The 22,237-nt window shown below is 58.2% G+C and carries 22 protein-coding genes; 14 read left to right on the forward strand and 8 right to left on the reverse strand.

Features of this window, described 5'->3' with window-relative positions:
• Positions 1–14: 14 nt before the first annotated feature.
• Together NL64_RS02565 and NL64_RS02570 are read right to left on the reverse strand one after the other, a co-directional pair.
• Positions 15–1,052 carry an alpha/beta hydrolase family protein gene (locus NL64_RS02565; RefSeq protein WP_034146587.1) on the reverse strand — a complete coding sequence of 346 codons (1,038 nt, stop codon included), beginning with the start codon at positions 1,050–1,052 and terminating at the stop codon, positions 15–17.
• A 167-nt stretch (positions 1,053–1,219) separates the two neighbouring features.
• On the reverse strand, positions 1,220–1,831 hold the full coding sequence (locus tag NL64_RS02570; RefSeq protein ID WP_034146588.1) for an FMN-dependent NADH-azoreductase: 612 nt from the start codon (positions 1,829–1,831) through the stop codon (positions 1,220–1,222).
• Positions 1,832–1,961: 130 nt separating this feature from the next.
• On the opposite strand from NL64_RS02570, the gene NL64_RS02575 reads away from it, so the two are divergent.
• The gene (locus tag NL64_RS02575; RefSeq protein WP_034146589.1) at positions 1,962–2,870 is read left to right on the forward strand and encodes a LysR substrate-binding domain-containing protein; all 909 of its coding nucleotides are present in this window, start codon (positions 1,962–1,964) and stop codon (positions 2,868–2,870) included.
• Complete coding sequence (locus tag NL64_RS02580) at positions 2,867–3,226, forward strand: MmcQ/YjbR family DNA-binding protein (RefSeq protein WP_034146590.1); 360 nt, start codon at positions 2,867–2,869, stop codon at positions 3,224–3,226. The genes NL64_RS02575 and NL64_RS02580 overlap by 4 nt, the downstream gene beginning before the upstream one ends.
• A 113-nt stretch (positions 3,227–3,339) precedes the next feature.
• On the opposite strand, the gene NL64_RS02585 is transcribed toward NL64_RS02580, so the two are convergent.
• A complete protein-coding gene (locus NL64_RS02585) occupies positions 3,340–3,768 on the reverse strand; it encodes a DUF1294 domain-containing protein (protein WP_034146591.1) in 429 nt (142 codons plus the stop codon).
• Positions 3,765–4,595, reverse strand: coding sequence for an undecaprenyl-diphosphate phosphatase (locus NL64_RS02590; RefSeq protein WP_034146592.1), 831 nt, complete (start codon positions 4,593–4,595; stop codon positions 3,765–3,767). The genes NL64_RS02585 and NL64_RS02590 overlap by 4 nt, the downstream gene beginning before the upstream one ends.
• Positions 4,596–4,855: 260 nt before the next feature.
• On the opposite strand from NL64_RS02590, the gene NL64_RS02595 reads away from it, so the two are divergent.
• From NL64_RS02595 to NL64_RS02635, 9 genes are all read left to right on the forward strand, one after another.
• Entirely contained in the window at positions 4,856–6,490 is a 1,635-nt protein-coding gene (locus NL64_RS02595; RefSeq protein WP_034146593.1) for a methyl-accepting chemotaxis protein, read from the forward strand.
• Between the two features lie 100 nt (positions 6,491–6,590).
• Positions 6,591–7,154, forward strand: coding sequence for a nicotinamide riboside transporter PnuC (pnuC, locus tag NL64_RS02600; RefSeq protein ID WP_034146594.1), 564 nt, complete (start codon positions 6,591–6,593; stop codon positions 7,152–7,154).
• Entirely contained in the window at positions 7,151–7,681 is a 531-nt protein-coding gene (locus NL64_RS02605) for an AAA family ATPase (protein WP_034146595.1), read from the forward strand. Before pnuC ends, NL64_RS02605 begins: the two co-directional genes overlap by 4 nt.
• Before the next feature lie 352 nt (positions 7,682–8,033).
• A complete protein-coding gene (locus tag NL64_RS02610) occupies positions 8,034–8,471 on the forward strand; it encodes a hypothetical protein (RefSeq protein ID WP_034146596.1) in 438 nt (145 codons plus the stop codon).
• Position 8,472: 1 nt separating this feature from the next.
• Positions 8,473–9,045: a hypothetical protein gene (locus NL64_RS02615; RefSeq protein WP_034146597.1), complete on the forward strand. Its 573-nt coding sequence runs from the start codon at positions 8,473–8,475 to the stop codon at positions 9,043–9,045.
• A 51-nt stretch (positions 9,046–9,096) separates the two neighbouring features.
• A complete protein-coding gene (locus NL64_RS02620) occupies positions 9,097–10,635 on the forward strand; it encodes a hypothetical protein (protein WP_034146598.1) in 1,539 nt (512 codons plus the stop codon).
• A gap of 61 nt (positions 10,636–10,696) precedes the next feature.
• Entirely contained in the window at positions 10,697–11,377 is a 681-nt protein-coding gene (locus NL64_RS02625; RefSeq protein ID WP_034146599.1) for a C39 family peptidase, read from the forward strand.
• A 33-nt stretch (positions 11,378–11,410) separates the two neighbouring features.
• Complete coding sequence (locus NL64_RS02630) at positions 11,411–12,172, forward strand: hypothetical protein (RefSeq protein ID WP_034146600.1); 762 nt, start codon at positions 11,411–11,413, stop codon at positions 12,170–12,172.
• Positions 12,173–12,218: 46 nt separating this feature from the next.
• Positions 12,219–13,499, forward strand: a complete 1,281-nt coding sequence (locus tag NL64_RS02635; RefSeq protein ID WP_034146601.1) for a hypothetical protein — start codon at positions 12,219–12,221, stop codon at positions 13,497–13,499.
• Positions 13,500–13,551: 52 nt separating this feature from the next.
• On the opposite strand, the gene NL64_RS02640 is transcribed toward NL64_RS02635, so the two are convergent.
• Positions 13,552–14,877, reverse strand: a complete 1,326-nt coding sequence (locus tag NL64_RS02640; RefSeq protein WP_034146602.1) for a sigma-54 dependent transcriptional regulator — start codon at positions 14,875–14,877, stop codon at positions 13,552–13,554.
• 343 nt (positions 14,878–15,220) lie between these two features.
• Between NL64_RS02640 and NL64_RS02645 the strand changes: the two genes are divergently transcribed.
• The 3 genes from NL64_RS02645 (at position 15,221) to nhaB (ending at position 18,640) form a co-directional block, all read left to right on the forward strand.
• On the forward strand, positions 15,221–15,487 hold the full coding sequence (locus NL64_RS02645; protein WP_034146603.1) for a hypothetical protein: 267 nt from the start codon (positions 15,221–15,223) through the stop codon (positions 15,485–15,487).
• Between the two features lie 283 nt (positions 15,488–15,770).
• Positions 15,771–17,084 (forward strand): hypothetical protein, encoded by a 1,314-nt coding sequence (locus NL64_RS02650; RefSeq protein WP_034146604.1) that lies wholly within the window; start codon positions 15,771–15,773, stop codon positions 17,082–17,084.
• A 53-nt stretch (positions 17,085–17,137) separates the two neighbouring features.
• Entirely contained in the window at positions 17,138–18,640 is a 1,503-nt protein-coding gene (gene nhaB, locus NL64_RS02655; protein ID WP_034146605.1) for a sodium/proton antiporter NhaB, read from the forward strand.
• A gap of 129 nt (positions 18,641–18,769) precedes the next feature.
• Here the strand turns inward: nhaB and NL64_RS02660 are convergent, their stop codons facing one another.
• The 3 genes from NL64_RS02660 to gnd are packed head-to-tail and all read right to left on the reverse strand — an operon-like array spanning position 18,770 to position 22,088.
• Positions 18,770–19,591: a Cof-type HAD-IIB family hydrolase gene (locus NL64_RS02660; protein WP_034146606.1), complete on the reverse strand. Its 822-nt coding sequence runs from the start codon at positions 19,589–19,591 to the stop codon at positions 18,770–18,772.
• Entirely contained in the window at positions 19,588–21,111 is a 1,524-nt protein-coding gene (zwf, locus tag NL64_RS02665) for a glucose-6-phosphate dehydrogenase (protein WP_034146607.1), read from the reverse strand. Before zwf ends, NL64_RS02660 begins: the two co-directional genes overlap by 4 nt.
• Entirely contained in the window at positions 21,108–22,088 is a 981-nt protein-coding gene (gene gnd, locus NL64_RS02670; protein WP_034146608.1) for a phosphogluconate dehydrogenase (NAD(+)-dependent, decarboxylating), read from the reverse strand. Before gnd ends, zwf begins: the two co-directional genes overlap by 4 nt.
• Between the last annotated feature and the right edge of the window lie 149 nt (positions 22,089–22,237).

A 22,237-nucleotide genomic window follows, 5' to 3' on the forward strand; every position in this document is an offset into this window, starting at 1 on the left:
AATTTGTACAACCTTTATTGATCTGCGGTCTGCATTCCCGCCCGCGTCGACTTGCCCAAGGTGCGGGAGAAAAAGCGCCCGGCTTCGGTGATGAGATTGCGGTGAATGTCTTCGCGGTCAACGCCATCGGCATCAGTGCAAAGAGCCGGCATGATGACGATCTGCTCGTCGTTGCACGGCGCCATGAATACGAAGTGCCCTGCCCCTGCCAGTAACTTGAAATCCGGCGCTGTGGGCAGCTTGCGCGCCAACGCCGCGGCGTTCTTGTCGACGGCCACCAGCTTGTCGCCGTCACCGCTATAAAGCAGAACCGGCACATGCACATCAGCCAGGGTATGGCGACCGAACTTCAGGCTTAACGGCGCCATCAGCATTAAAGCGTGAACGCGCGGATCGGCTACCGGTTGCAGGTCATCACGGTCGACGATCAGTTCGCCCTGCGTGTTGCAGGCGTCGCGGTCATCGGGACGCTCCTGGCAATAGCGCCGCAGGCGATCCAGATCCGGTGTAGCGCCGGACAAAATCAACGCTGTCTCCCCTCCCGCCGAATAACCAATCACGCCGACCTGATCGGCATTGACGAACGGTGCGAGCATGCGGTCGCCCAAAGTCGCGGTGATGGCTTCGGAAATCTGGATCGGCCGCCCGTAAAGGTTACTCAAAGTACCGAGACGGCTGTGGTCCTTGGAGTTGTCACCAGGATGGATTACCGCCACCACCACAAAGCCTTTGCGTGCCAGTGAAGTAGCGAGGTCATGCAGCGCCAGCGGGGTTCCGGTATTGCCGTGGGACAGCATCAGCATCGGGAAACGGCCCATGGCGACTTTGGTGTCTTCACCGGCCTCGACCGTGTAACCCTCAAGCTTGCTGGAATGCTCTTGTTCGCTGGACGGATAAAACGCAATGGCGCGCATCGGCTGCAAGTCCAGCGGATCGAGAAAGCTCATCTCGTGGAAGCCGACGCTCCAGTGAGGGTGCGGCGCAGGCGCGGCGTGCACTGAATTCAGGCTGCTGAGCAGGCAAATCAGTAAAGTTGCACAAAGACGCACCATGGGATGCCCCACCTTGTTACCGGACTAGAGACGTGAACCTTGGCTGCATAACTTGGGCCACAATCTGAAACGACCAGAAACAAAAAACTCCGTACCTGGTACTTGCGTATCCAGAATACAGAGTTTTTTGAGGCTTTGCCTGAACGGCAGATGTCTCTATGCAAGCCTTACGCGGCGGCGAACAACTGCTCGCTGATTTGCGTGTGAGCATCGCTCATGGCTTTGTTGCGCACTTCGTCACCGTAAGCCAGGCCGTGGGCGCGGACGAATTCGATGTCAGTGATGCCGATGAAGCCGAACAGCACCTTCAAGTACTCTTCGTGGGCAACACCGGTCGCCTGGCCAGCATGCAGGCCACCGGAAGTCGAAACGATCACGACTTTCTTGCCACCGCACAGGCCTTCAGGGCCGGCTTCGGTGTAGCGGAAGGTCTGACCGGCAACGGCGATGCGGTCGATCCAGGCTTTCAGTTGGGTCGGGATGGTGAAGTTGTACATCGGTGCTGCAATCACCACGGCATCGGCGGCGAGGAATTCGGCCAGGGTCGATGCGCTCAGGTCTGCTTCGTGCTGTTGAGCGGCGTCACGCAACTCAGCGGTGGTGCCAGCGGCAACCAGCGTGGTCGAAGAGAAATGGCTGATGGCGTCGGCGGCCAAATCGCGGTAGGTCACCACGGCGGACGGCTCGGCGGCTTGCCAGGCTTTTACAACTTCGCCACTGAGCTGACGGGAAGCCGAGTTGTCACCAAGAATGCTCGAATCGATATGCAGCAGTTTCATGTGTGTTCTCCAGGTGAGGATCGCCGCCAGGGCGATCTGATGGAGACAATCCTACAGACGAAACCAATAGCTGATTAGCGTGCAACAATGCGATAGTTTGTCTCACTGATAGAACGATCGAGTCGCACCAATGCAAGATCTGAACGACCTTTATTACTTCGCCAAAGTCGTGGAGGCCGGTGGTTTCGCGGCGGCCGGGCGTTTACTGGGCATTCCCAAGTCGCGCCTGTCGCGGCGCATCGCCGAACTGGAAGAACGCCTCGGTGCGCGTCTGCTGCAACGTACCACCCGCCAACTCAAGCTCACCGCCGTGGGCGAACGGTATCTGCGGCACTGCCAGGCGATGCTGCTGGAAGCGGAAATGGCCGACGAGGCGGTGGCCAGCATGTCCAGCGAACCTCGCGGGCGCTTGCGCGTATCCTCCCCCGTCGGCTTGGCCCACGAGATGCTGCCGGGGGTGATCAGCAACTTTCTGGAGAAATTCCCCCAGGTGCAACTGGAGGTGATGCTGGTCAACCGTCGCGTCGACCTGGTCACCGAAGGTGTGGATGTCGCTTTGCGTGTGCGTGAACCGGGCGACGAAGATCCGCTGCTGGTGACCCGCCGCCTGCGTCAGGCACAGATGCTGGTGGTGGCCAGCCCCGCGTTTCTGAAGGGGCATGAGATCAATCACCCGGATGATCTGAAAGGCCTGCCGGTGCTCGGCGCCCTCGAACCCGATCGCATGGTGCACATCCGCCTGGTGGATCGCCAGGGCAAAAGCCACGATTTGGCCATGGAAGCGCGTCTGGGCATCGACGATTTCATTGTGCGCAAGACCTGTACCCTCGCCGGCCAAGGTTTTACCACGCTGCCGATGATGTACTGCGAGCAGGAACTGGCCGACGGTTCGTTGGTGCAATTGTTGCCGGAATGGTCGCTGCCGGGTGGCTGGCTGCAAGCCGTTTACCCTCATCGACGGGGTGTCATGCCGGCCGTACGGGCCTGGCTCGACCATCTGATCGAAACATTCAATGCCTGCGGGGACCGTTTGATATGAAGGCTGGACGCATGAGCGAAGAGGATGTCGCGGCTTTTTGCCTGGCGCTGCCCGGTGCACGGGAAGATTACAAATGGGGCGGCGTGCGGGTGTTTTCGATTGCTGGCAACAAGATGTTCGCCTTGCAGAACCTGCGAGGTGCATCGCTGGCCTTCAAGGTCGACAAGGACTTGTTTCTCGGCCATTGCGACCGTCCGGGTATTCATCCGGCACCTTATTTGGCGCGGGCCCAGTGGATCATCATGGCGACGCCCTACCCTTTGGGCGCTGAGGAATTGCAGGGCTTGTTGCGACGCTCCCATCAACTGGTCGTCAGCAAGTTGCCCAAAAGAACGCAGATCGGGTTGTTGCTGTAAAACGAATCACCTGTGGCGAGGCTTGCTCCCGCTGGGGCGCGTAGCTGCCCTCTTAAAAAGGGACTGCTGCGCAGTCCAGCGGGAGCAAGCTCCCTCGCCACCGGATTGCACCGTCAGAACAATGCGAGCAGATTTGCGCCGAGAAACAACATGTCGATCCAGAACACCTGGTGCAGCAGCACGATCAACCAGAACACCAGTTGAAAAGAGACTTTGCGAGTCTTGTGCCGAAACACCTGCTGCGCCAGCAACGCGCCCGGCCAGCCACCGGCGAATTCCATTGCATGCAGAACGTTTTCCGGCGTGCGCCAGGTGTCGGCGCGGGCCTTGCGTTTGTCACTCCAGTACAACAAGAACGCCAGCACGCTGACGATGCCGTAGGCCGCCAAGGGAATCAGGGAAACCCCGCGCAGCCATAACGACATCGAACCGAACAGCGGCAGCGCGCACAAGATCGCAAACACCAGCCATTTCAGCCGTGGATTACGGACCCCTCCGCCGGAATCGCCTCCGCGATTATTGCGCGCAGTGCCATCACTCATGGCTTGGCCGCCGTCCAGTCCACCCAGCCAAACTGCCACGTCGCCAGAATCAGCAGGCCAAACGCAATGCGATACCAGGCGAATGCCGCATAGCTGTGGCTGGCGATGAATTTGAGCAGCCCGCGCACGGCAATCATGGCGAAGATGAAGGCGGTCACGAAGCCGATGGCGAACACCGGGAAGTCAGCCGGGACAAACAGCTTGTGGTACTTGTAGCCCGAATACACCGCCGCGCCGACCATGGTCGGCATCGCCAGGAAGAACGAGAACTCGGTGGCTGTCTTGCGCGACAAGCCGAACAGCAGCCCACCGATGATCGTCGAGCCGGAGCGCGAGGTTCCCGGAATCATCGCCAGACACTGGGCGAAGCCGACTTTCAAAGCGTCTTTCCAGGTAATGTCGTCAACGGTTTCGGCATGCACTTCATGCTGGCGCTGTTCGGCCCACAACATGACGATACCGCCCACGACCAATGCGGTGGCGACGGTGACCGGGTTGAACAGGTAATGGTGAATCAGGTCGGCGAATACCACCCCTAATACTACGGCCGGCAAGAACGCGATCAACAGGTTCGCGGTAAAGCGCCGTGCACTGGGCTGGGTCGGCAAGCCGATGACCACGTCGAAAATCTTCCGGCGAAACTCCCACACCACCGCCAGGATTGCCCCGAGCTGGATAATGATGTTGAAGGCCATGGCACGCTCACCACCGAAGTCGAGCAGGTCGGCGACAATAATCTGGTGCCCGGTACTGGAAATCGGCAAAAACTCCGTCAGCCCTTCCACAACCCCAAGAATCAACGCCTGAAAGGCAGTCCAAAGATCCATCAATCCCCCAAAAGGCTATGCGCCGGCGCATGCCCCGTTAATATTTTTCAAAACATTGACTGCGATCAGCATCGCTGAAGTCCCGCGTGCAAATAATCCACACAAACCACTGAAAATCACGTGAAAAATCACTTTGGTCTCAGGTTTTGTCGCGCGGGGCCGAAATCCTATCAGACAAGCCTGATGAGCGCTGCCGCGTAATCGGTACGGTAGAAGGCTGGTGATCATTTATGATAAGAACAAGAACGGAGCACCGCGTTATGAACAGCTTGCGCAATATGTCGATCAGCCGGCGGTTGTGGCTCATCTTGGTCGTGGCCGTCATGATGCTGCTGGCCTTGGGCGTGTTGATGCTCAAGCAGATTCACGACGACTTGTACGTCGCCAAGGCGCAGAAAACCCAGCACGTGGTGCAAACCGCCAGTGGGATTCTCACCTATTACCACGATCTGGAAACCGCCGGCACCCTCACCCGCGACGTCGCGCAGAAGCAGGCGCTGACGGCCATTCGTGGCCTGCGTTACGACCAGAACGATTACTTCTGGATCAATGACCTCACGCCAGTGATGGTCATGCACCCGGCCAACCCGAAACTCGATGGCCAGAACCTCTCGGCGATCCGCGACCCGGACGGTTTTGCGGTGTTCAACGAAATGGTCGCGGTTGCCAAAAGCAAGGGCGCGGGGATCGTCAACTACCGCTGGCCGAAACCGAGCGCAAGCGCGCCGGTGGAAAAAACCTCCTACGTCAAACTGTTCGAGCCCTGGGGCTGGGTGATCGGCTCGGGTGTGTACATCGACGACATGCAAGCCGAGTTCTATGGCCAGGTCTGGAAAGCCTCGGTGATCGGCCTGGCGATCGCGTTGGTCATGGTGGCGTTGGTTTTGCTGATTGCGCGCAGCATCGTCCGTCCGCTTCAGGAAACCGTGAACGCGATGGCCAACATTGCCAGTGGTGAAAGCGACTTGACCCGCAGCCTCGACACCCATGGCCATGATGAAGTCACGCAACTGGCCCGGCACTTCAATGCCTTCACCGCCAAGTTGCGCCAGGTGATCAGTGAGCTACAGCTATCCGCCAGCGCACTCGGCCAGTCGTCCAGCGAACTGGGCAACGACGCCACTCAGGCCCAGCAACGCAGCCAGCAACAATCACAACAGATGGAACTGGTCGCCACTGCTATTAATGAAGTGACCTACGGCGTGCAGGATGTGGCGAAGAACGCCGAACATGCCGCCAGCGAAATGCGCGACGCCGAAGCGCAGGCTCGACAAGGCCAGGTCAATATTGATGGCAGCCTGCAACAGATCGACACCTTGTCTTCCACCATCGATCAAGCCGTGGAAGTGATCCGGACCCTTGCTGCCGAAAGCACTCAAATCGGCAGCGTTCTGGAAGTGATCCGTTCGATCGCCGAGCAAACCAACCTGCTGGCCCTCAATGCGGCCATTGAAGCTGCCCGCGCCGGTGAGCAAGGTCGCGGTTTCGCGGTGGTGGCAGACGAGGTGCGGTTGCTGGCCCAGCGTACGCAGAAGTCGACCGCGGAAATCCAGTCGATGATCGAACGCCTGCAGAGTCATTCCGAAGCCGCGGTCAAGGTGATCGGCGACAGCAGCCGGGCGTCGCAGTTGACCATCGAGCAAGCCGGACTGGCTGGCGCGAGCCTGAATGCCATCGGCCAGGCGTTGCGCAACCTCAACGGGTTGAATGCATCGATTGCCAGCGCGACTTTGCAGCAGGCCCATGTTGTCGAAGACATCAACCAGAACGTCACGCAGGCCGCCGGTCTATCCCACAGCACCGCCCTGGCAGCCGAACAATCCAGCGCGGCGAGTGTGCGACTCAAGGGGTTGAGTGAACAGTTGAACGGGTTGCTCAAGCAGTTCCGGGTTTAACCCGAAAAAGATCGCAGCCTGCGGCAGCTCCTACAGGGCTGCGATCTTTTGATCTTCGGGTACAATCCGCCCCCTCTTCAACTTCCCCCAAGGAACCCCCATGTCCGGGCTCGAACTGTTTGCCGCCGCCCTCGGTGTCATTGCCGTCTGGTTGACGGTCAAACAGAACCCCTGGTGCTGGCCGATCGGCCTGGTCATGGTGCTTATATATAGCTGGATCTTTTTCGAAGTGAAGCTGTATTCGGACATGTTGCTTCAGGTCATTTACGCCGGATTGCAGATCTACGGCTGGCGCCAGTGGACTCGGGCAGGCGTGGCGCAGCAAGGGCGCGAGGTCAGTCGGCTTGGCAGCCAGTCGGTGCTGCTGGGGTTGGCGCTTGGGGCGATAGGCAGTTTGTTGCTGGGTGCTGCAATGGCTCACTGGACCGACGCCGCCCAGCCCTGGCTCGATGCGGCACTGACCGGCTTCAGCCTGGTGGCGCAGGTCTGGATGGCGCAAAAACGCGTTCAATGCTGGCCGCTGTGGATCGCTGTGGATGTGATCTTCGTAGGCCTGTTCGTTTACAAAGAGCTTTATCTGACCGCTGCCTTGTACGGTCTCTTCCTGCTGCTTGCGGTGCAGGGTTGGCGCGAATGGCGCGCGGCCCCGGCGTTGCGCACATGAAAGTCCTGGTGCTGACAGGTCCCGAATCCAGCGGCAAAAGCTGGCTGGCCGCCGAGTTGCAGGCGCATTTTGGCGGGGTTCTGGTGGATGAGTATGTACGCTGGTTCATCGAACAGAATCCACGGGACACCACCCTGGCGGACATTCCTGAAATCGCCCTTGGCCAGCTGACCTGGGAGGACGAAGCTCGCGCCCGAGAACCACAGCTGCTGATCCTCGACACGCATCTGCTGAGCAACATTCTGTGGAGCCAGACCCTTTTCGGCGACTGTCCGACCTGGATCGAACAAGCACTCCTGGCGCGGCAGTACGATCTACACCTGCTGTTGTCGCCGGAAAACGTCGAATGGACCGACGACGGTCAGCGTTGTCAGCCTGAACTCAGTGAGCGCCAGGCGTTTTTCAGCATGACTAAAGCCTGGCTGGAAAAGCATCGGCAACCCGTTCAAATCCTGCAAGGCGACTGGGTCACGCGGCGCACACAGGCGTTCGAGGCGGTAGGCGGGCTCCTCGGCTACAAACCCTGATTTTGGGGGATTTCACCCAGCGCTCACCCTCTTTTGGGTGAAAAGTGTCCATTCCTGAAACAGCCATGCGCCTTCAAACGTCGCATTTGCGGCACTCTCGCCTGCAACACCCTCATTTGTTAAAGCCTTGAAACACTCCCCCACAACCCCCGGTCTAGAGCCTCGCAAGCGTTTTAGACGGTCCCGCGCACGAAGTTTTGTCTCACCGTTGTAACAGCTTGAACGACAAGCTCCCGGACAAAATCTGTAAGCCTCTGATTTAAAAAAAGAATCAAAAACCGGCACACCTTCTGCTCTCTTCCTCGCAACGCTGATAAGGGCCAGCGTTTCATTCACAGAAGGAATTGCCGCCGTGGGGAAAATTGATCAACGCATCTTTAGACTACTGCTGATCGGATGCGCACTGGGCTCAACGTTCTGCCTGCCTGTCCAGGCTGACAACGGCATCATTATCATCACTCGTGATGTCCAGACGCGCAACGCAACGGTTCCGCCACTCGTTCCCGACCCGAACCCCACGACCGTCAATGCCAACCCGTCTCAACAGGTGCTCAAGCAAACGAGCGAGTTGAGCGACGGCGACTTTGCCGGTGTCGCCAGTGGTGCGGGCATCTCCCGCCTGGTCACTCAGAACACCAACAACCTGGGCGGCAATATCAGCACCCAGTCCCAGCTATCCAACCTCCCCGCCGGGCGTTCGGGAAACTCCGGTAGCGGCATCGCCAACATGGTGAATTCAAGCATCCAGCAAGGCATGGGCGCCATGAAAATCCTGACGGGAGACCGTTAAGATGAATCGCAAGCTAGTGCTTATCGCCATGTTTTGCAGTACATCGACTTTCGCCCAATCCCCAGTCATCGATAACGCCACCATCGACAATTCGGGCTCGCAATACCAGGGCAACCTTACGGTCAACCAGGCTGCCGGCGATCTGCAGCAACAGGCCAATGCCCGAGCCATCGCCGTTGGCCGTAGCGCCAACGCGACCACAGAAATACGCCAACGCTTGCGTACGGTGGTCGACCCCCGGATCGACGCTCAATCGAGCATTCAAGGTGACTCCTTCAGCCACGGCAACGGCGCATTGGGCGTCAACCAGAGCTCTGGCGCGATTAACCAGCAAGCCAACGCACTGCGCATCAGCGTCGGTGCTCAGCCGCAAAGTCTCGACGACAGCGTCCTCATGCAACAGAACGTGGCGCTGCTCATCAACTCCGATCCAACTGACTCCGCACCCGGCCATCGCCAGGTCACTACCAGTGACCAGGCTTTCACCGGTAGCCGTGGGGTGATTCAGTTGAATCAGAGCGCCGGGGTGGGAAACCGAATGGCCAACACCTTCAGCGTACGGGTCGTGGATTGACCCAGATAGGTAAAAACAACACTTAACCTAAAATAAGTACGGAGAATCACCATGAAACCTTCGATGGCAATCAAGCCTCTGGTTTTCGCAATTGCTGCGGTCATGGCTGTTGCTGTACAAGCTGCCGATCGTCGTGACGGGAACCACCATGGCAATAATGGTAACGGTAACGGTCCAGGTCAACAAAACCAAACCCCTCCTGCAAGGATGCTTCCTATCTCCGCAACAGCCAATGCGACTGACCGGCAGAACAGTACCGGCAACAGCATCTGGAATGAAGGGACAGAAAACTCGGCCGAGATGAGCAGTTCGGCCGCAGGTGCGAGCGGCAACGTCGGTGTCAACGTGGCGGCCGGTAACGGCAACCAGCAAGACAACGCCGCCGCCATCGCCAACGCCGCCTCCGACAACGCTGCGATTGATAACAGCTTTGTCTTCGGCATGGCCAACGCCACCGCTGACGTGAGGCAAGTCAGCAACGATAACCGCGTCGACAACTTTGGCTCTACCAACTCTGCCGTGATGAGCGGCTCCGGCGGTGGCAGCAGCGGCAACGTGGGTGTCAACATTGCTGGCGGCGATCTGAACCAGCAGAAAAACACCATGGCAATTGCCAACGCCAATGCCCCACTGGGTAGCGCAACCGCCACCGCGTCCGCTGTTCAAAACGGTCCTGGCCTGACAGTGAATAACAACGCTGATCGGACCTACCGTGTGGATACGATCACCGTTACCAACTCGGCCAGCGGCAGCTTCTCCCGCGACAAGTCGTTCGAAGCCAGCGGCAGTCAAAGCGCTTCTTCGAGCTGGGCTAAAGCCGGTTCCAACAACAGCAGTGCAAGCGGTTCTCTGAGCGCCAGCCTGAGCGGGTCCAACAGTAGCAATGCGAGCGGTTCCAACAGCAGCTCTGCGAGCGGTTCCAATAGCAGCACTGCAAGTGGTTCCAACAGCAGCGCTGCGAGCGGGTCCAACAGCAGTAGTGCCAGCGGTTCTTCGAACACTACATTGAGTGCTTCCCTGGACGCTACTTTGGACGCTTCTACGGCGGCTTCCAATTCCTCTACTGTCAATTTTGGCTTCGGCGATCGCACCCGCAGCAGCAGTTCCGAGGCATCGCTTACCGCTTCGCTGGGCGCATCGCTTGACGCATCGGTAGACAAATCGTACGACAGAACTCGTGATTCCTCGTTCGACCGTTCGCGCGAATCCTCGTATGACCGGTCTCGCGACTCCTCATACGACAAGTCGCGTGAATCTGCGTACGACAAATCGCGCGATTCCTCGTTCGAGAAATCGTTCGATAGCTCGTACGAGAAATCCACCGCGTCCTCGTACGATAAATCGGGCAGCAAGTCGTCCGAATCTGCGTATGACAAAGCGAAAAGCTTCAGTGAAAGCAGCTCTTATGATTTGAGCAACACCTACTCCTATCAAGTGCTGACTCCAACTGGCTGGGCCAACCCTGTGACCAACACTGCAACCCTGAGCGGTTCGGTGAATGGCGGCAGCGGCAACCTGGGCGTCAACGTGGCTGCTGGTGTGGGCAACCAACAAAGCAACTCGCTGGCCATCTCCAACCAATCGTTCTAATGCTGTCTATGGAGGCCCCCTTACGGGGGCCTTTTCAAACATAACAATAAGGCATCCCATCATGCGCATTATCGCCTTGGCATTTCTGCTGTGCGTGGCCAGTGTGATCGAGGCTGCACAAATGCCGCTTTCCATCCTGCCGGGCGGAGCGGTGGTGTACAAACCAATCCAGAGCATCCGCGAGCGCAAGTTTGCCGACCTGGTGCAACAAAAAACCGACTTCAGTTGCGGCGCAGCGGCGCTGGCAACCATCTTGCGCCAAGCCTATTGGCTGGACGTGAATGAAGAACAAATCATTGAAGGCATGCTGGCGAACTCCGATCACGACCTCGTCCGAGTCCAGGGTTTCTCCATGCTGGACATGAAGCGTTACGTGGAAAGTATCGGCATGCGGGCCCGTGGCTACCGGGTAGCACAGGACACCTTGAGCGAAATCAAAATTCCGGTAGTGGTATTGATGGATATCCGTGGCTACAAGCATTTTGTGGTCATGCAACGAGTTCATAACGGCTGGGTGTATATCGGTGATCCGGTACTCGGTCATAAACGTTACAAAGTCGACGACTTTGTAAAAGGCTGGAACGGCATCATCTTTGCCGTCATCGGCCAGGGCTACGACAAAACCAACGCGTTGCTCGACCCACCCCTGCCTTTGACCGCCAAGAACCGCGTCAACGCCTTCAGCCCGGTGCAAGACACAGAGTTGATGGATTTCGGATTCATCCAAAGCGACTTCTTCTAATAACAAGGGAGCACGACGCTCCGGGAGCATCTCATGAAGACTCCAATCTGGCTGGCCTTGGTTTGCCTGGCCGCCAGCCTGCCAACGCACGCAGAGACGTTTAAACCGATTGAATTGAATGATCAGGAACTGTCGGTCTTGCGCGGCCGCTTTGTCATGCCAGGACGGATCATCAGTTTCGGCATTGCCATGACCAGTACTTGGGAAAACGCCAAAGGTGAAGTGATCGGGGCAACGTCCTCGATGCAAATTCAACAATCGACCATCAAGCCACAGTTCTACGTGTCGATGATCGACGAAAAAAGTACCGGCTCCTCCCGCTCACAAAATTCCAGCGTCGGCACCGGTACTGTCACCGGTGGCGGCGGACTCAACACCACCGAAGGCGTCACGCAGGTCGTGCGGGCGGCCGGCGACAACAACACGGCCTATAACAATGTTGATATCAACGTCAGCAAAGCCAGCCAGGCGTCAGCACAACCCGTTGCGCAACAGCAGGGCCAGGCTTTGGCCGCAGGCACGACACTGGTCGGCGCCAATGGCGCGGGCTCGCTGAGCGTTTCTTCGACCGGTGCCGGTGTGCAATTCAACATCGTCGCCAATAACAATCAGGGCAGTACCGTACAGCGCCTTGCCCAGGGTGGGCTGATGCAGAACACGACTTTGCTGGGCAGTAGCAACCAGGTCAGGAACCTCACGTCCTTCAATGTCGTGCTGCGTGACAACGTGGCGACAACCGGATCGCTGAACGGCAACCTGGACCAGCTCAGAGGCCTTCGCACTTCGGGATTCTGATCTACGCTCAGTCTCATCAGATGTAGTCAGAAGGGACGGCTAACCCATGCACCGATCTTTAACGTTAAGAACTATCGTTTGTTTGAGTAGCCTGGCCCCGGCCACATTGCTCTACGCAGCACCGGACCCCCAGGTAGAAGCACTAAAACAAGAACTCATGGAGCTGAAACAGCGTTACGAAGCACAGCAGAACGCGTTGATGGTACTTGAGCAACGCGTTCGCCAGGTTGAAGAAGCCCCTGCGACACCGGCCCCCAAACGCCTGACCAAATCCCCCGCCGAAACGCCCAAGGGTGGTCAGACGGTGGCCTCCGGTGCGCCAGGGACTTCAGGCAGTTCATACGGCCAGTCGCTAAAGGACGACTCGGAACCGGCACAAAGCGTGTCCAACCTGTATGACGAAGCCAGCGGCTTCTTCGGTGGCGGCAAGTTCAGCATCGAAACCGGCCTGACCTACACGCACTACGATACTCGTGCGCTGACGCTTAACGGTTTTCTGGCCCTGGACTCGATTTTTCTCGGCAACATCAACCTCGACCGTATCAAGGCGGATAACTGGACCCTCGACCTCACCGCCCGTTACAACGTGGCACAGCGCTGGCAGTTCGACATTAACGTGCCTGTGGTTTATCGCGAATCGACGTATTCTTCCGGTGGCGCAGGTGGCGCCGGCCCGGTGACGTCGGACGCCACCGTTACCCGCGACCCGACTATCGGCGATGTGAACGTTGGCGTTGCCTACAAGTTTCTGGATGAGTCGGCCAACCTGCCCGACGCCGTCGTGACATTGCGCCTCAAGGCCCCCACCGGTGATGACCCGTACGGCATCAAACTGGTCAATGACCCGGGCAACGATAACCTCTCGGTCCCCGAGGACTTGCCGACCGGCAATGGTGTCTGGGCACTCACCCCAGGCATCTCGCTGGTCAAGACCTTCGACCCGGCTGTGCTGTTCGGCAGTCTGTCGTATACCTACAACATGGAGGATTCTTTCAGCGATATCAGCCCACAGGTCAACTCCAAGGTGCCCGGCGACGTAAAACTGGGCGATTCCTGGCAGGTCGGCGGCGGCATTGCATTCGCCTTGAACGAGAAGATGAGTATGTCGTTCTCGTTCACCGATCAGTTCGCCCGCAAGAGCAAGATCAAGCCGGACGGGGGTGAGTGGCAATCGATCACCAACAGCGACTACAACTCGGCCAACTTCAACATCGGCATGACCCTGGCCGCAACAGATAACCTGACGATCGTGCCCAACCTGGCCATTGGCTTGACGGACGACTCGCCAGACTTCTCCTTCAGCCTGAAATTCCCGTACTACTTCTGACCCATAGCAAAGCCCCGTTTCGACGGGGCTTTGTTGTGTAAAGATTTTGCGTTTAGCGTATCTGATGCTTGTGCAACAACCGGTAGAAGGTCGGCCTGGATATCCCCAACACCTTGGCGGCATTGCTCAAATTATCGCTGTGGCGGTTAAGCACATCGCACAAGGCCTGGCGCTCAGCCTGGTGCTTGTAGTCCTCCAGCGTGCCCATCGTCGCGGCAACGACATGATGGTTGATCAGCCCCAGGTCTCGCGCTTCGATCTGACGGCCTTCGGCCAGCACCAACCCGCGACGTACCCTGTTGGCCAGCTCGCGAACATTGCCCGGCCAGTCATGCTTGCCCATGGCAACCAAGGCATCTTCACTGAAGCTACGCGGGCGGCGGCCGGTTTCATGGCTGTAAAAATGAGAAAAATGGTTGGCCAGCATCGACAGATCGCCGTTGCGCTCACGCAGGGGCGCGGTCGCGACCTGCAACACGTTCAGGCGATAGTACAAATCTTCGCGAAAGCGCTTTTTCTCAATCGCCTCCTCAAGATCGACATGGGTCGCGGCCAACACCCGAACATCCACGGGTATCGGCTGACTGCCGCCCACCCGCTCAATGTGCTTTTCCTGGAGGAACCGCAACAGGTTCGCCTGCAGTTCCAGAGGCAGATCACCGATCTCGTCGAGAAACAGTGTGCCGCCGTTAGCCGCTTCGATCCGTCCGACCTTGCGTTGATGGGCACCAGTAAAGGCACCCTTCTCGTGGCCGAACAGCTCGGACTGGATCAAATGCTCGGGGATCGCTCCACAATTGATCGCGACAAAGGGCTTACTGTGACGCAGGGATTGTCGATGCAGCGTGCGGGCGACCAGCTCTTTACCTGTCCCGCTTTCACCGCGAATCAACACCGGCGACTCGGTGGGCGCCAGTTTGCTCAATAGCTTGCGTAATTCGCGTATGGGCTTGCTGTCGCCCAGCAGTTCGTGCTCGAGCTTATCGATATGAACCGTGCCTTGCCCGCGCAAGCGCGCCATGCCGAAAGCTCGGCCCAGTGTGACCTGAACTCTGGAAACGTCGAACGGCAAGGTATGAAAATCGAAAAACCACTCGCAGACAAAATCCCCGACATTCTGTAGCCGAAGGACTTCCTGATTGAGCACGGCGATCCACTCGGTACCGCTGCGGCTGATCACCTCTTTGACCGCATCCGGGTGCTCAAGATGGAACGGTTGTAGTCGTAACAAGCCGACGTCACAGGATCGATCGGCGACGTTATCCAGCGTACAGCTGTCAACGTCCCAACCCACGGAGCGCAATCCCGGTAGCAGGCGATGGCAGTCGTCGCAGGGATCCACCACTAATAGACGTCGTAAGGCAGGAGCTTCGCTCATGACTGTTCCTTGGCGCCAAATTCTAGGAAATTTTATTAAAAACAGTCATTTGGCAGACCTGGCTGTAACGTTAGCAAGAATTTGACGGGGTCTTGTATCGTTTGACTATAGGGCTATTACGTAACTAGTTATAAGAAGGTTGATGGTTAGTTACCTAACGAGTCCAAACCTTTCATTTAGCTTTCAATGCAGGTCGCTACATCGGGCATATCAAAGAAAGTTGAAATTTCTTTTGTTCAGGTGTGACCCGAACCGGGGTTGCGGGCATCAGTACAAGTAACTGCCGAACGGTAAGCCCAACCGTCGGCACATCACTTGATTGGGCATACAGAGAGAACATTCTATGACCGCCCCGCTCCGTATCAACGAAGCTCTTTTGATTGCCGACCGCGCATTCCAGCCTTTCCACTGCGTGGCCTGGGCGCCACAGGACGGCAACGGCGAACTCAGCCTGACCGTTATCGATCGCACAGAAAACAGTATAGGTCGCAAGCTGATCCCGATCAGTGCCTACACCGATCCGGCACAACTTGAACAATTGCTCAAACAGGCCCGTGCAGAATTGAGCCAGGAAGGCTTCAAGCTTGAATCGTGGTCGATGCCGCACTAAACATTTTGCGGATTACTCCGGAGTAATCCGCGCCCTTCCCTGTCATTAGTTGGTTGGCTAACCGTGGCCATTTGTACTTTTGACACACTTCTATTTCAACTAAGCGCGCCTGAATCCTTTGCAGGCTTGCCAATGGTTCGAAAAGACAGTGTTGTGGCACACAGCGACCCTCCGCCTGTTAGTTATGACAGTTGTGCGTACGATCATTCAGGGATTGAATGTTCTCCATATACAGTCGCCACCCCAACATCTGGATCAGGACGACTCGCAAGGAGATGCGTTCATGTCAATCCAGTCGGTTTATATGTTCCCTGCCCCGCTTGATACCGCCGGGAAACTCGATACGAGCTTTGCCACCCATGGCAAGACCCAGGTGTACTTCGCCGGCAGCACTTCGAGCATGGCCAACGGGATAACGCTCGATTCCCAGGGTCGTTTACTCGTGGCCGCCAAGGTCGGAACACCTGGCGGTAGCCGCTTTGGCCTGGCCCGCTTGCTGGAGGACGGTTCGGCGGATCTGCAATTCGGCTATCAAGGGAGTGTCATCGGCCAATTCGAATCCGGTTTCGAAGCCATGGCGGGAAAGGTTCACGTGCTGCCCGACGGAAACATCCTGCTCGCCGGCCTGCACTACGAGAATGCGCACCGCACCCTCCCGGCCCTCGCTCTGTTTGACCAACAAGGTCGCCCGGCGAGACATTTTGGTGACAACGGTCGTTGCGTGGTGCGCCTACCCGGCAATCTGTCCCACGGTGTTCGCGATGCCTGGCTTCCGCCTGGCGTGCCGGGCGCAGAAGCCTGTGATATTGCCGTTCAAGAGGACGGTCGAATCCTGTTGGTGGCCAACCATCACTTCGAACTGGCCGATCACACCGGCATGCTCATACGACTCAAACCAGACGGCAAACTGGACCCCACCTTCAATGGTCGTGGTTTTGTGATGGTCAGGCACTTGCTGTTGAACACCTGGCTCAGCACCCTGCGGTTGCAAAGTGACGGTCGGATCCTGGTCGGCGGCTCAATCAATTTACCGGAAGAAGGTTTGTTGGCCCGCTATCACACAGATGGCAGACTCGACGTCAGTTTTGCCGTGGACGGCTTCATGAGTTTCACGGCTCAGGGGCAAAGCGCGCAAGTCAGCCAAATCGTCCAGCAGGACAATGGCGATGTGCTTTGTTTTGGCAGCAGTCGAAACCCGATGCACTGCCTCGCCCTGAAAGTGCACAGCAACGGCCGCCCGGACCATCACTGCCATAGCGGCCAACCCCGGTTACTTGAAATTGGTAACACTGGCTGCCAGTGGACCGCGGCGCAGACGCAAGCGGACGGCAGCATTCTCACGGTAGGCGCGACGATTGGCGGTGTTGAGGCCGACTTCATTCTGGGTCGATATCGGCCTGACGGGCAGCTCGATCGCAACTTTGGCGACGGCAACGGATGGGTTCGCACTCGCTTGGGTCGCAGCCTGGATACGGCCACTTCAGTGGCGGTGCAGGCTGATGGAAGTGTCGTCGTGGCCGGCTATTCACTGGATGGCAACTATAAAGCGGTGGTCGCACGTTATTTGAATAGTCCAACGTATTTTTCCTGCACTTGATCTTCCGTTCTGCTTACGGCAACTTGCGCGCTTCTTAAGACAAGGAGTAGCCAATGTCCGGCTCCATGGTCCAGGCGTTCGCGCATAACTTTCTCGGTAACTCACCTCGCTGGTACAAGGCCTGTATTGTCGGTTTCCTGATTCTCAATGCCGTGGTGTTGTGGTCCGTAGGTCCGGTGGCAGCCGGGTGGCTGCTGGTACTGGAGTTCATTTTCACCCTGGCCATGGCGCTCAAGTGTTATCCGTTGATGCCTGGTGGTTTGCTGCTGGTCGAAGCCTTGCTGCTGAAGATGACCACACCACAAGCGCTCTATGATGAACTGGTGCACAACTTCCCGGTGATCCTGCTGCTGATGTTCATGGTGGCCGGTATCTACTTCATGAAAGACTTGCTGCTGTTTCTGTTCTCGCGCCTGCTGCTCGGCGTGCGCTCCAAAGCGCTGCTGGCGTTGATGTTCTGCTTTCTGTCGGCGTTTCTCTCGGCCTTTCTCGATGCACTGACCGTCACAGCCGTGATTATCAGTGCCGCCGTCGGGTTTTACTCGGTGTACCACCGCGTTGCCTCGGGCACCGATCCGCGTCAGGACAGCGCGTTCAATGACGACCAGCACCTGCCCAGCCTTCACCATGGCGACCTCGAGCAGTTCCGCGCGTTTTTGCGCAGCCTGCTCATGCACGGCGCGGTGGGTACGGCGTTGGGTGGGGTTTGTACGCTGGTAGGCGAGCCGCAGAATCTGTTGATTGGCCACGAAATGGGCTGGCATTTTTCCGAGTTCTTTCTGAAGGTCGCCCCGGTTTCGCTGCCGGTGTTGGTGGCGGGCCTGGTCACCTGCGTGCTGCTGGAAAAACTGCGCTGGTTCGGTTACGGCACGCTGCTGCCAGACAACGTTCGCGCCGTGCTGGCCAACTTCGCCGCCGAAGACAACGCCGAACGCACTGCGCGCCAGCGTGCAGCGCTTATCGTGCAAGGGCTGGCTGCGCTGATCCTGATCGCCGCGCTGGCGTTTCACATAGCGGAAGTCGGCTTGATTGGTTTGATGGTGATCGTGTTGATCACCGCGTTCACCGGCATCACCGACGAACATCGTCTCGGCAGCGCATTCAAGGACGCCATGCCGTTTACTTCGCTGTTGGTGGTGTTTTTCGCCGTGGTGGCGGTGATTCACGATCAGCAACTGTTCACGCCGTTGATCCAATGGGTATTGGCCCTGCCGGCCAATCAACAACCGGGCATGCTGTTCATCGCCAACGGTTTGCTCTCGGCGATCAGCGACAACGTGTTCGTGGCGACCATTTACATCACGGAAGTGAAGCGAGCGTTCCTCGCCGGGCACATGAGCCGTGAGCATTTCGAAACCCTGGCCATTGCGATCAACACGGGCACCAACTTGCCAAGCGTGGCGACGCCCAATGGCCAGGCGGCGTTTCTGTTTCTGCTGACGTCGGCGATTGCGCCTTTGATTCGGCTGTCGTACGGGCGGATGGTGTGGATGGCGTTGCCTTATACGGTGGTGATGGGTGTGCTCGGCTGGTACGCCGTAAGCTTCTGGCTATAACACCGCTATCCCTGTAGGAGCTGCCGAAGGCTCGGGCCGCGTTCGGACGATCTTTTGATTTTGCTTTTCAAGAACAAGATCAAAAGATCGTCCGAACGCGGCCCGAGCCTGTGGCAGCTCCTACAGAGGTCAGCGTTTGAGGATGTACTGGTCGATGGCCTCGGCAGCGCCGTCTTCGGTGTTGGTACCCGTCACCACATCGGCCTGGCGCTTTACTTCGTCCTCCGCCTGCCCCATAGCAATCGACAACCCGGCGCGATGGAACATGGCCGGGTCGTTACCACCGTCGCCCATGGCGGCTGTCTGCTCCAGCGGCACGCCGAGATATTCGGCCAGTGTGGCCAGCGCCTCACCTTTGTTGGCCTGCATCGCGGTGACGTCCAGATAAACCGGTTGCGAGCGTGAGACCTGGGCCTGCCCTTCCACTTTAGGCAACAGCTGCGCCTCCAGCTCAACCAGCATTTGCGCGTTGTTGCTGGCCGCGACGATTTTGTCGATGCGTGCAAGAAAAGGTTCGAAGCTTTCAACCGTCACCGGCGGGTATCCCAAGCCGTGCTGTTCCCTTGGCACCATCGGGCCGCACGGATCTTTCAGCAGCCAGTCGCCGCCACTGAACACCCAAACCTCGATGCCCGGTTGATCGGCAAACATCGCCAACGTAGTCAGCGCAGCAGTGACGGGCAAGTAATGCGCGACCAGCAGACTGCCATCCGGGTTTACCAGGGTGCCGCCATTAAAGGCGGCTGTCGGCAAATCGACACCCAGCGCTTCGATGGTCTGCAACATGGCTTTGGGTGGCCGGCCGGTAGCCAGGCTGAACAGCACGCCGGCTTCGCGCATCGAACGGACCGAGTCAATGGTGCGCTGGCTGAGGGTGTGATCGGGCAACAATAACGTGCCGTCCATGTCACTGAGCAGCAAGCGAATAGGCAGTTGCTTCAGTTCACTCATCCGAGGCCGTGCCAGACGCGACCGTCGCGAGCCAGCAATTCTTCGGCCGCTTGCGGTCCGTTTTCACCGGCGGCATAGCCCTGCACACTCGCATCCTGCTGCCAGGCGTCGAGGAAAGGTTGCACGGCGCGCCAGCCGTTCTCGATGTTGTCGGCACGCTGGAACAGCGTCTGGTCGCCGGTCAAACAGTCGTAGATCAAGGTTTCATAGCCGGTGGATGGCTGCATCTCGAAGAAGTCTTTATAGGCAAAGCCCAGTTCGATGTTGTCCATCTTCAGGGCCTGGCCAGGCCGTTTGGCCAACAGGTCGAACCACATGCCTTCGTTGGGTTGAATCTGGATGCGCAGATACGTCGGCGCCAATTCATCAACTTCGGTATCCCGGAACTGCGCATACGGCGCCGGTTTAAAGCAGATGACGATCTCGGTGTCGCGCACGCTCATGCGCTTGCCGGTACGCAGGTAAAACGGCACGCCGACCCAGCGCCAGTTGTCGATCATGACTTTCAGGGCGACGTAGGTTTCGGTATTGCTGTCGGGCGCCACCTTGTCTTCCTGGCGATACCCCGGCAGTGGCTTGCCATCGACTTCGCCAGCGGTGTACTGGCCACGAACCGAATTGGCCCGCGCCTCCTCCACCGACCAGGGCCGAATCGCCCCCACGACTTTGGCTTTCTCGCCGCGAACCGCATCGGCACCGAATGCGGCCGGTGGCTCCATGGCGACCATCGCCAGCAACTGGAACAGGTGATTGGGCACCATGTCCCGCAGGGCGCCGGTGTGTTCGTAAAAACTGCCACGGGTTTCCACGCCGACGGTTTCGGCGGCGGTGATTTGTACGTGGTCGATGTAGTGGTTGTTCCAGAACGCTTCGAACAGGCTGTTGGAGAAACGGCTGACCAGAATGTTCTGCACGGTCTCCTTGCCCAGGTAGTGATCGATGCGATAGATCTGCTTTTCCGTCATCACTTTGAGCAAGCAGGCGTTCAAGGCTTCGGCGGTTTGCAGATCAGAGCCGAAAGGCTTTTCGATGACCACCCTGCGGAACGCGTCGGGACTTTCTTCCAGCAAGCCGGACGCGCCGAGACGGCGCACCACTTCACTGAAAAAGCGCGGCGCGGTGGCCAGGTAGAACACCGCATTGCCAGTGCCGCTGTCGGCGATTTTCGCCGCCAGCGCTTGATAAGTGCTGTCGTCCAGGAAGTCGCCCTGGACGTAGCTGATGCCTTTGGCGAGGCTGGCCCACACGTCCGGATCAAGGGACTGATCGCCCTTGCCGACTTTGGCGGCCACCTCGTTGCGGATGAAGTCTTCGAGTTTTTTCGCGAAGCCTTCATCGCTGATGGCGTTGTGGTCAACGCCGATGATCCGCAGTCCATCCCCGAGTAAACCGTCGCGCTTGAGGTTATACAGCGCCGGCATCAGCAGGCGCTTGACCAGATCACCGTGTGCGCCGAACAGAAACAGCGTGGTGGGTGGCGCGGGTTCAGTCTTGGATTTTCTGCGGATCCCATGGGTCATTTTTTCGGAGTCTCCACGTGGCCGCCGAAGCCGAAGCGCTGGGCAGAAAGAACTTTGTCGCCAAAGGTGCCTTGCCCACGCGAACGGTAGCGCGAGAACAACGAGTTGGACAGCACTGGCACCGGAACCGCTTGCTCCATGGCCGCTTCGATGGTCCAGCGCCCTTCACCGCTGTCCGCAACCGATCCGGAGAAGCCGTCGAGTTTCGGATCGCTGGCCAAGGCGTCGGCGGTCAGGTCAAGCAGCCAGGACGAGACCACGCTGCCACGACGCCAGACTTCGGCGATGTCGGCGACGTTCAGGTCGAAACGCTGGTCTGGCGGCAGAATTTCGCTGGACTTGGTTTTCAGGATGTCGAAGCCTTCGGCAAAGGCTTGCATCATTCCGTACTCGATGCCGTTGTGGATCATCTTGACGAAATGCCCGGCGCCCGCAGGACCGGCGTGGATGTAGCCGTGCTCGGCACGATCGTCATCGGATTGGCGGTCCTTGGTGCGCGGAATGTCACCCATGCCCGGCGCCAGGGTCTTGAACAGCGGATCAAGACGAGTAACCGTCTCGGCATCGCCGCCGATCATCATGCAGTAACCGCGCTCCAGGCCCCAGACGCCGCCGGAGGTACCGACGTCGATGTAGTGCAGGCCTTTTTCCGCGAGGGTTTTCGCCCGGCGGATGTCGTCCTTATAGAACGTGTTGCCGCCGTCGATGATGGTATCGCCGGCTTCGAGCAAGGTGCTCAGGGTGTCGATGGTCTCTTCGGTCGGTGCGCCTGCCGGCAGCATGACCCATACCGCACGCGGTTTGGCCAGGCCGGCGACCAGGGCCGGCAAATCGGCAACGCCGGTGGAACCCTCAGCAGACAAGGCTTCGACGAAGGCGGTATTGCGGTCGTACACAACGGTGGTATGCCCGTTGAGCATCAGGCGCCGCGCAATATTACCGCCCATGCGGCCCAGTCCAATAATCCCGAGTTGCATGTGCTGATGCTCCCTACTACAAATAAATGTGTGTCAATGGTTATAGCCCAACGCGACTAATGAGGGTTAGTCCAGAGCGTTGGCATGAAGTTTCCGGGCATTGTGCCCGATCCTGATTGATAACGTCGGGAATCGTGCCGAAGACACAA

Origin of the sequence: Pseudomonas fluorescens (assembly GCF_000802965.1) — a bacterium.
Taxonomy (GTDB): Bacteria; Pseudomonadota; Gammaproteobacteria; order Pseudomonadales; family Pseudomonadaceae; genus Aquipseudomonas; species Aquipseudomonas fluorescens_A.

Excerpts from the sequence above, each read along its gene's own strand:
- NL64_RS02565 (WP_034146587.1), bottom strand. The coding sequence starts at position 1,052 with ATGGTGCGTCTTTGTGCAACTTTACTGATTTGCCTGCTCAGCAGCCTG.
- NL64_RS02570 (WP_034146588.1), bottom strand. The coding sequence starts at position 1,831 with ATGAAACTGCTGCATATCGATTCGAGCATTCTTGGTGACAACTCGGCT.
- NL64_RS02575 (WP_034146589.1), top strand. The coding sequence starts at position 1,962 with ATGCAAGATCTGAACGACCTTTATTACTTCGCCAAAGTCGTGGAGGCC.
- NL64_RS02580 (WP_034146590.1), top strand. The coding sequence starts at position 2,867 with ATGAAGGCTGGACGCATGAGCGAAGAGGATGTCGCGGCTTTTTGCCTG.
- NL64_RS02585 (WP_034146591.1), bottom strand. The coding sequence starts at position 3,768 with ATGAGTGATGGCACTGCGCGCAATAATCGCGGAGGCGATTCCGGCGGA.
- NL64_RS02590 (WP_034146592.1), bottom strand. The coding sequence starts at position 4,595 with ATGGATCTTTGGACTGCCTTTCAGGCGTTGATTCTTGGGGTTGTGGAA.
- NL64_RS02595 (WP_034146593.1), top strand. The coding sequence starts at position 4,856 with ATGAACAGCTTGCGCAATATGTCGATCAGCCGGCGGTTGTGGCTCATC.
- pnuC (WP_034146594.1), top strand. The coding sequence starts at position 6,591 with ATGTCCGGGCTCGAACTGTTTGCCGCCGCCCTCGGTGTCATTGCCGTC.
- NL64_RS02605 (WP_034146595.1), top strand. The coding sequence starts at position 7,151 with ATGAAAGTCCTGGTGCTGACAGGTCCCGAATCCAGCGGCAAAAGCTGG.
- NL64_RS02615 (WP_034146597.1), top strand. The coding sequence starts at position 8,473 with ATGAATCGCAAGCTAGTGCTTATCGCCATGTTTTGCAGTACATCGACT.
- NL64_RS02620 (WP_034146598.1), top strand. The coding sequence starts at position 9,097 with ATGAAACCTTCGATGGCAATCAAGCCTCTGGTTTTCGCAATTGCTGCG.
- NL64_RS02625 (WP_034146599.1), top strand. The coding sequence starts at position 10,697 with ATGCGCATTATCGCCTTGGCATTTCTGCTGTGCGTGGCCAGTGTGATC.
- NL64_RS02630 (WP_034146600.1), top strand. The coding sequence starts at position 11,411 with ATGAAGACTCCAATCTGGCTGGCCTTGGTTTGCCTGGCCGCCAGCCTG.
- NL64_RS02635 (WP_034146601.1), top strand. The coding sequence starts at position 12,219 with ATGCACCGATCTTTAACGTTAAGAACTATCGTTTGTTTGAGTAGCCTG.
- NL64_RS02640 (WP_034146602.1), bottom strand. The coding sequence starts at position 14,877 with ATGAGCGAAGCTCCTGCCTTACGACGTCTATTAGTGGTGGATCCCTGC.
- NL64_RS02645 (WP_034146603.1), top strand. The coding sequence starts at position 15,221 with ATGACCGCCCCGCTCCGTATCAACGAAGCTCTTTTGATTGCCGACCGC.
- NL64_RS02650 (WP_034146604.1), top strand. The coding sequence starts at position 15,771 with ATGTCAATCCAGTCGGTTTATATGTTCCCTGCCCCGCTTGATACCGCC.
- nhaB (WP_034146605.1), top strand. The coding sequence starts at position 17,138 with ATGTCCGGCTCCATGGTCCAGGCGTTCGCGCATAACTTTCTCGGTAAC.
- NL64_RS02660 (WP_034146606.1), bottom strand. The coding sequence starts at position 19,591 with ATGAGTGAACTGAAGCAACTGCCTATTCGCTTGCTGCTCAGTGACATG.
- zwf (WP_034146607.1), bottom strand. The coding sequence starts at position 21,111 with ATGACCCATGGGATCCGCAGAAAATCCAAGACTGAACCCGCGCCACCC.
- gnd (WP_034146608.1), bottom strand. The coding sequence starts at position 22,088 with ATGCAACTCGGGATTATTGGACTGGGCCGCATGGGCGGTAATATTGCG.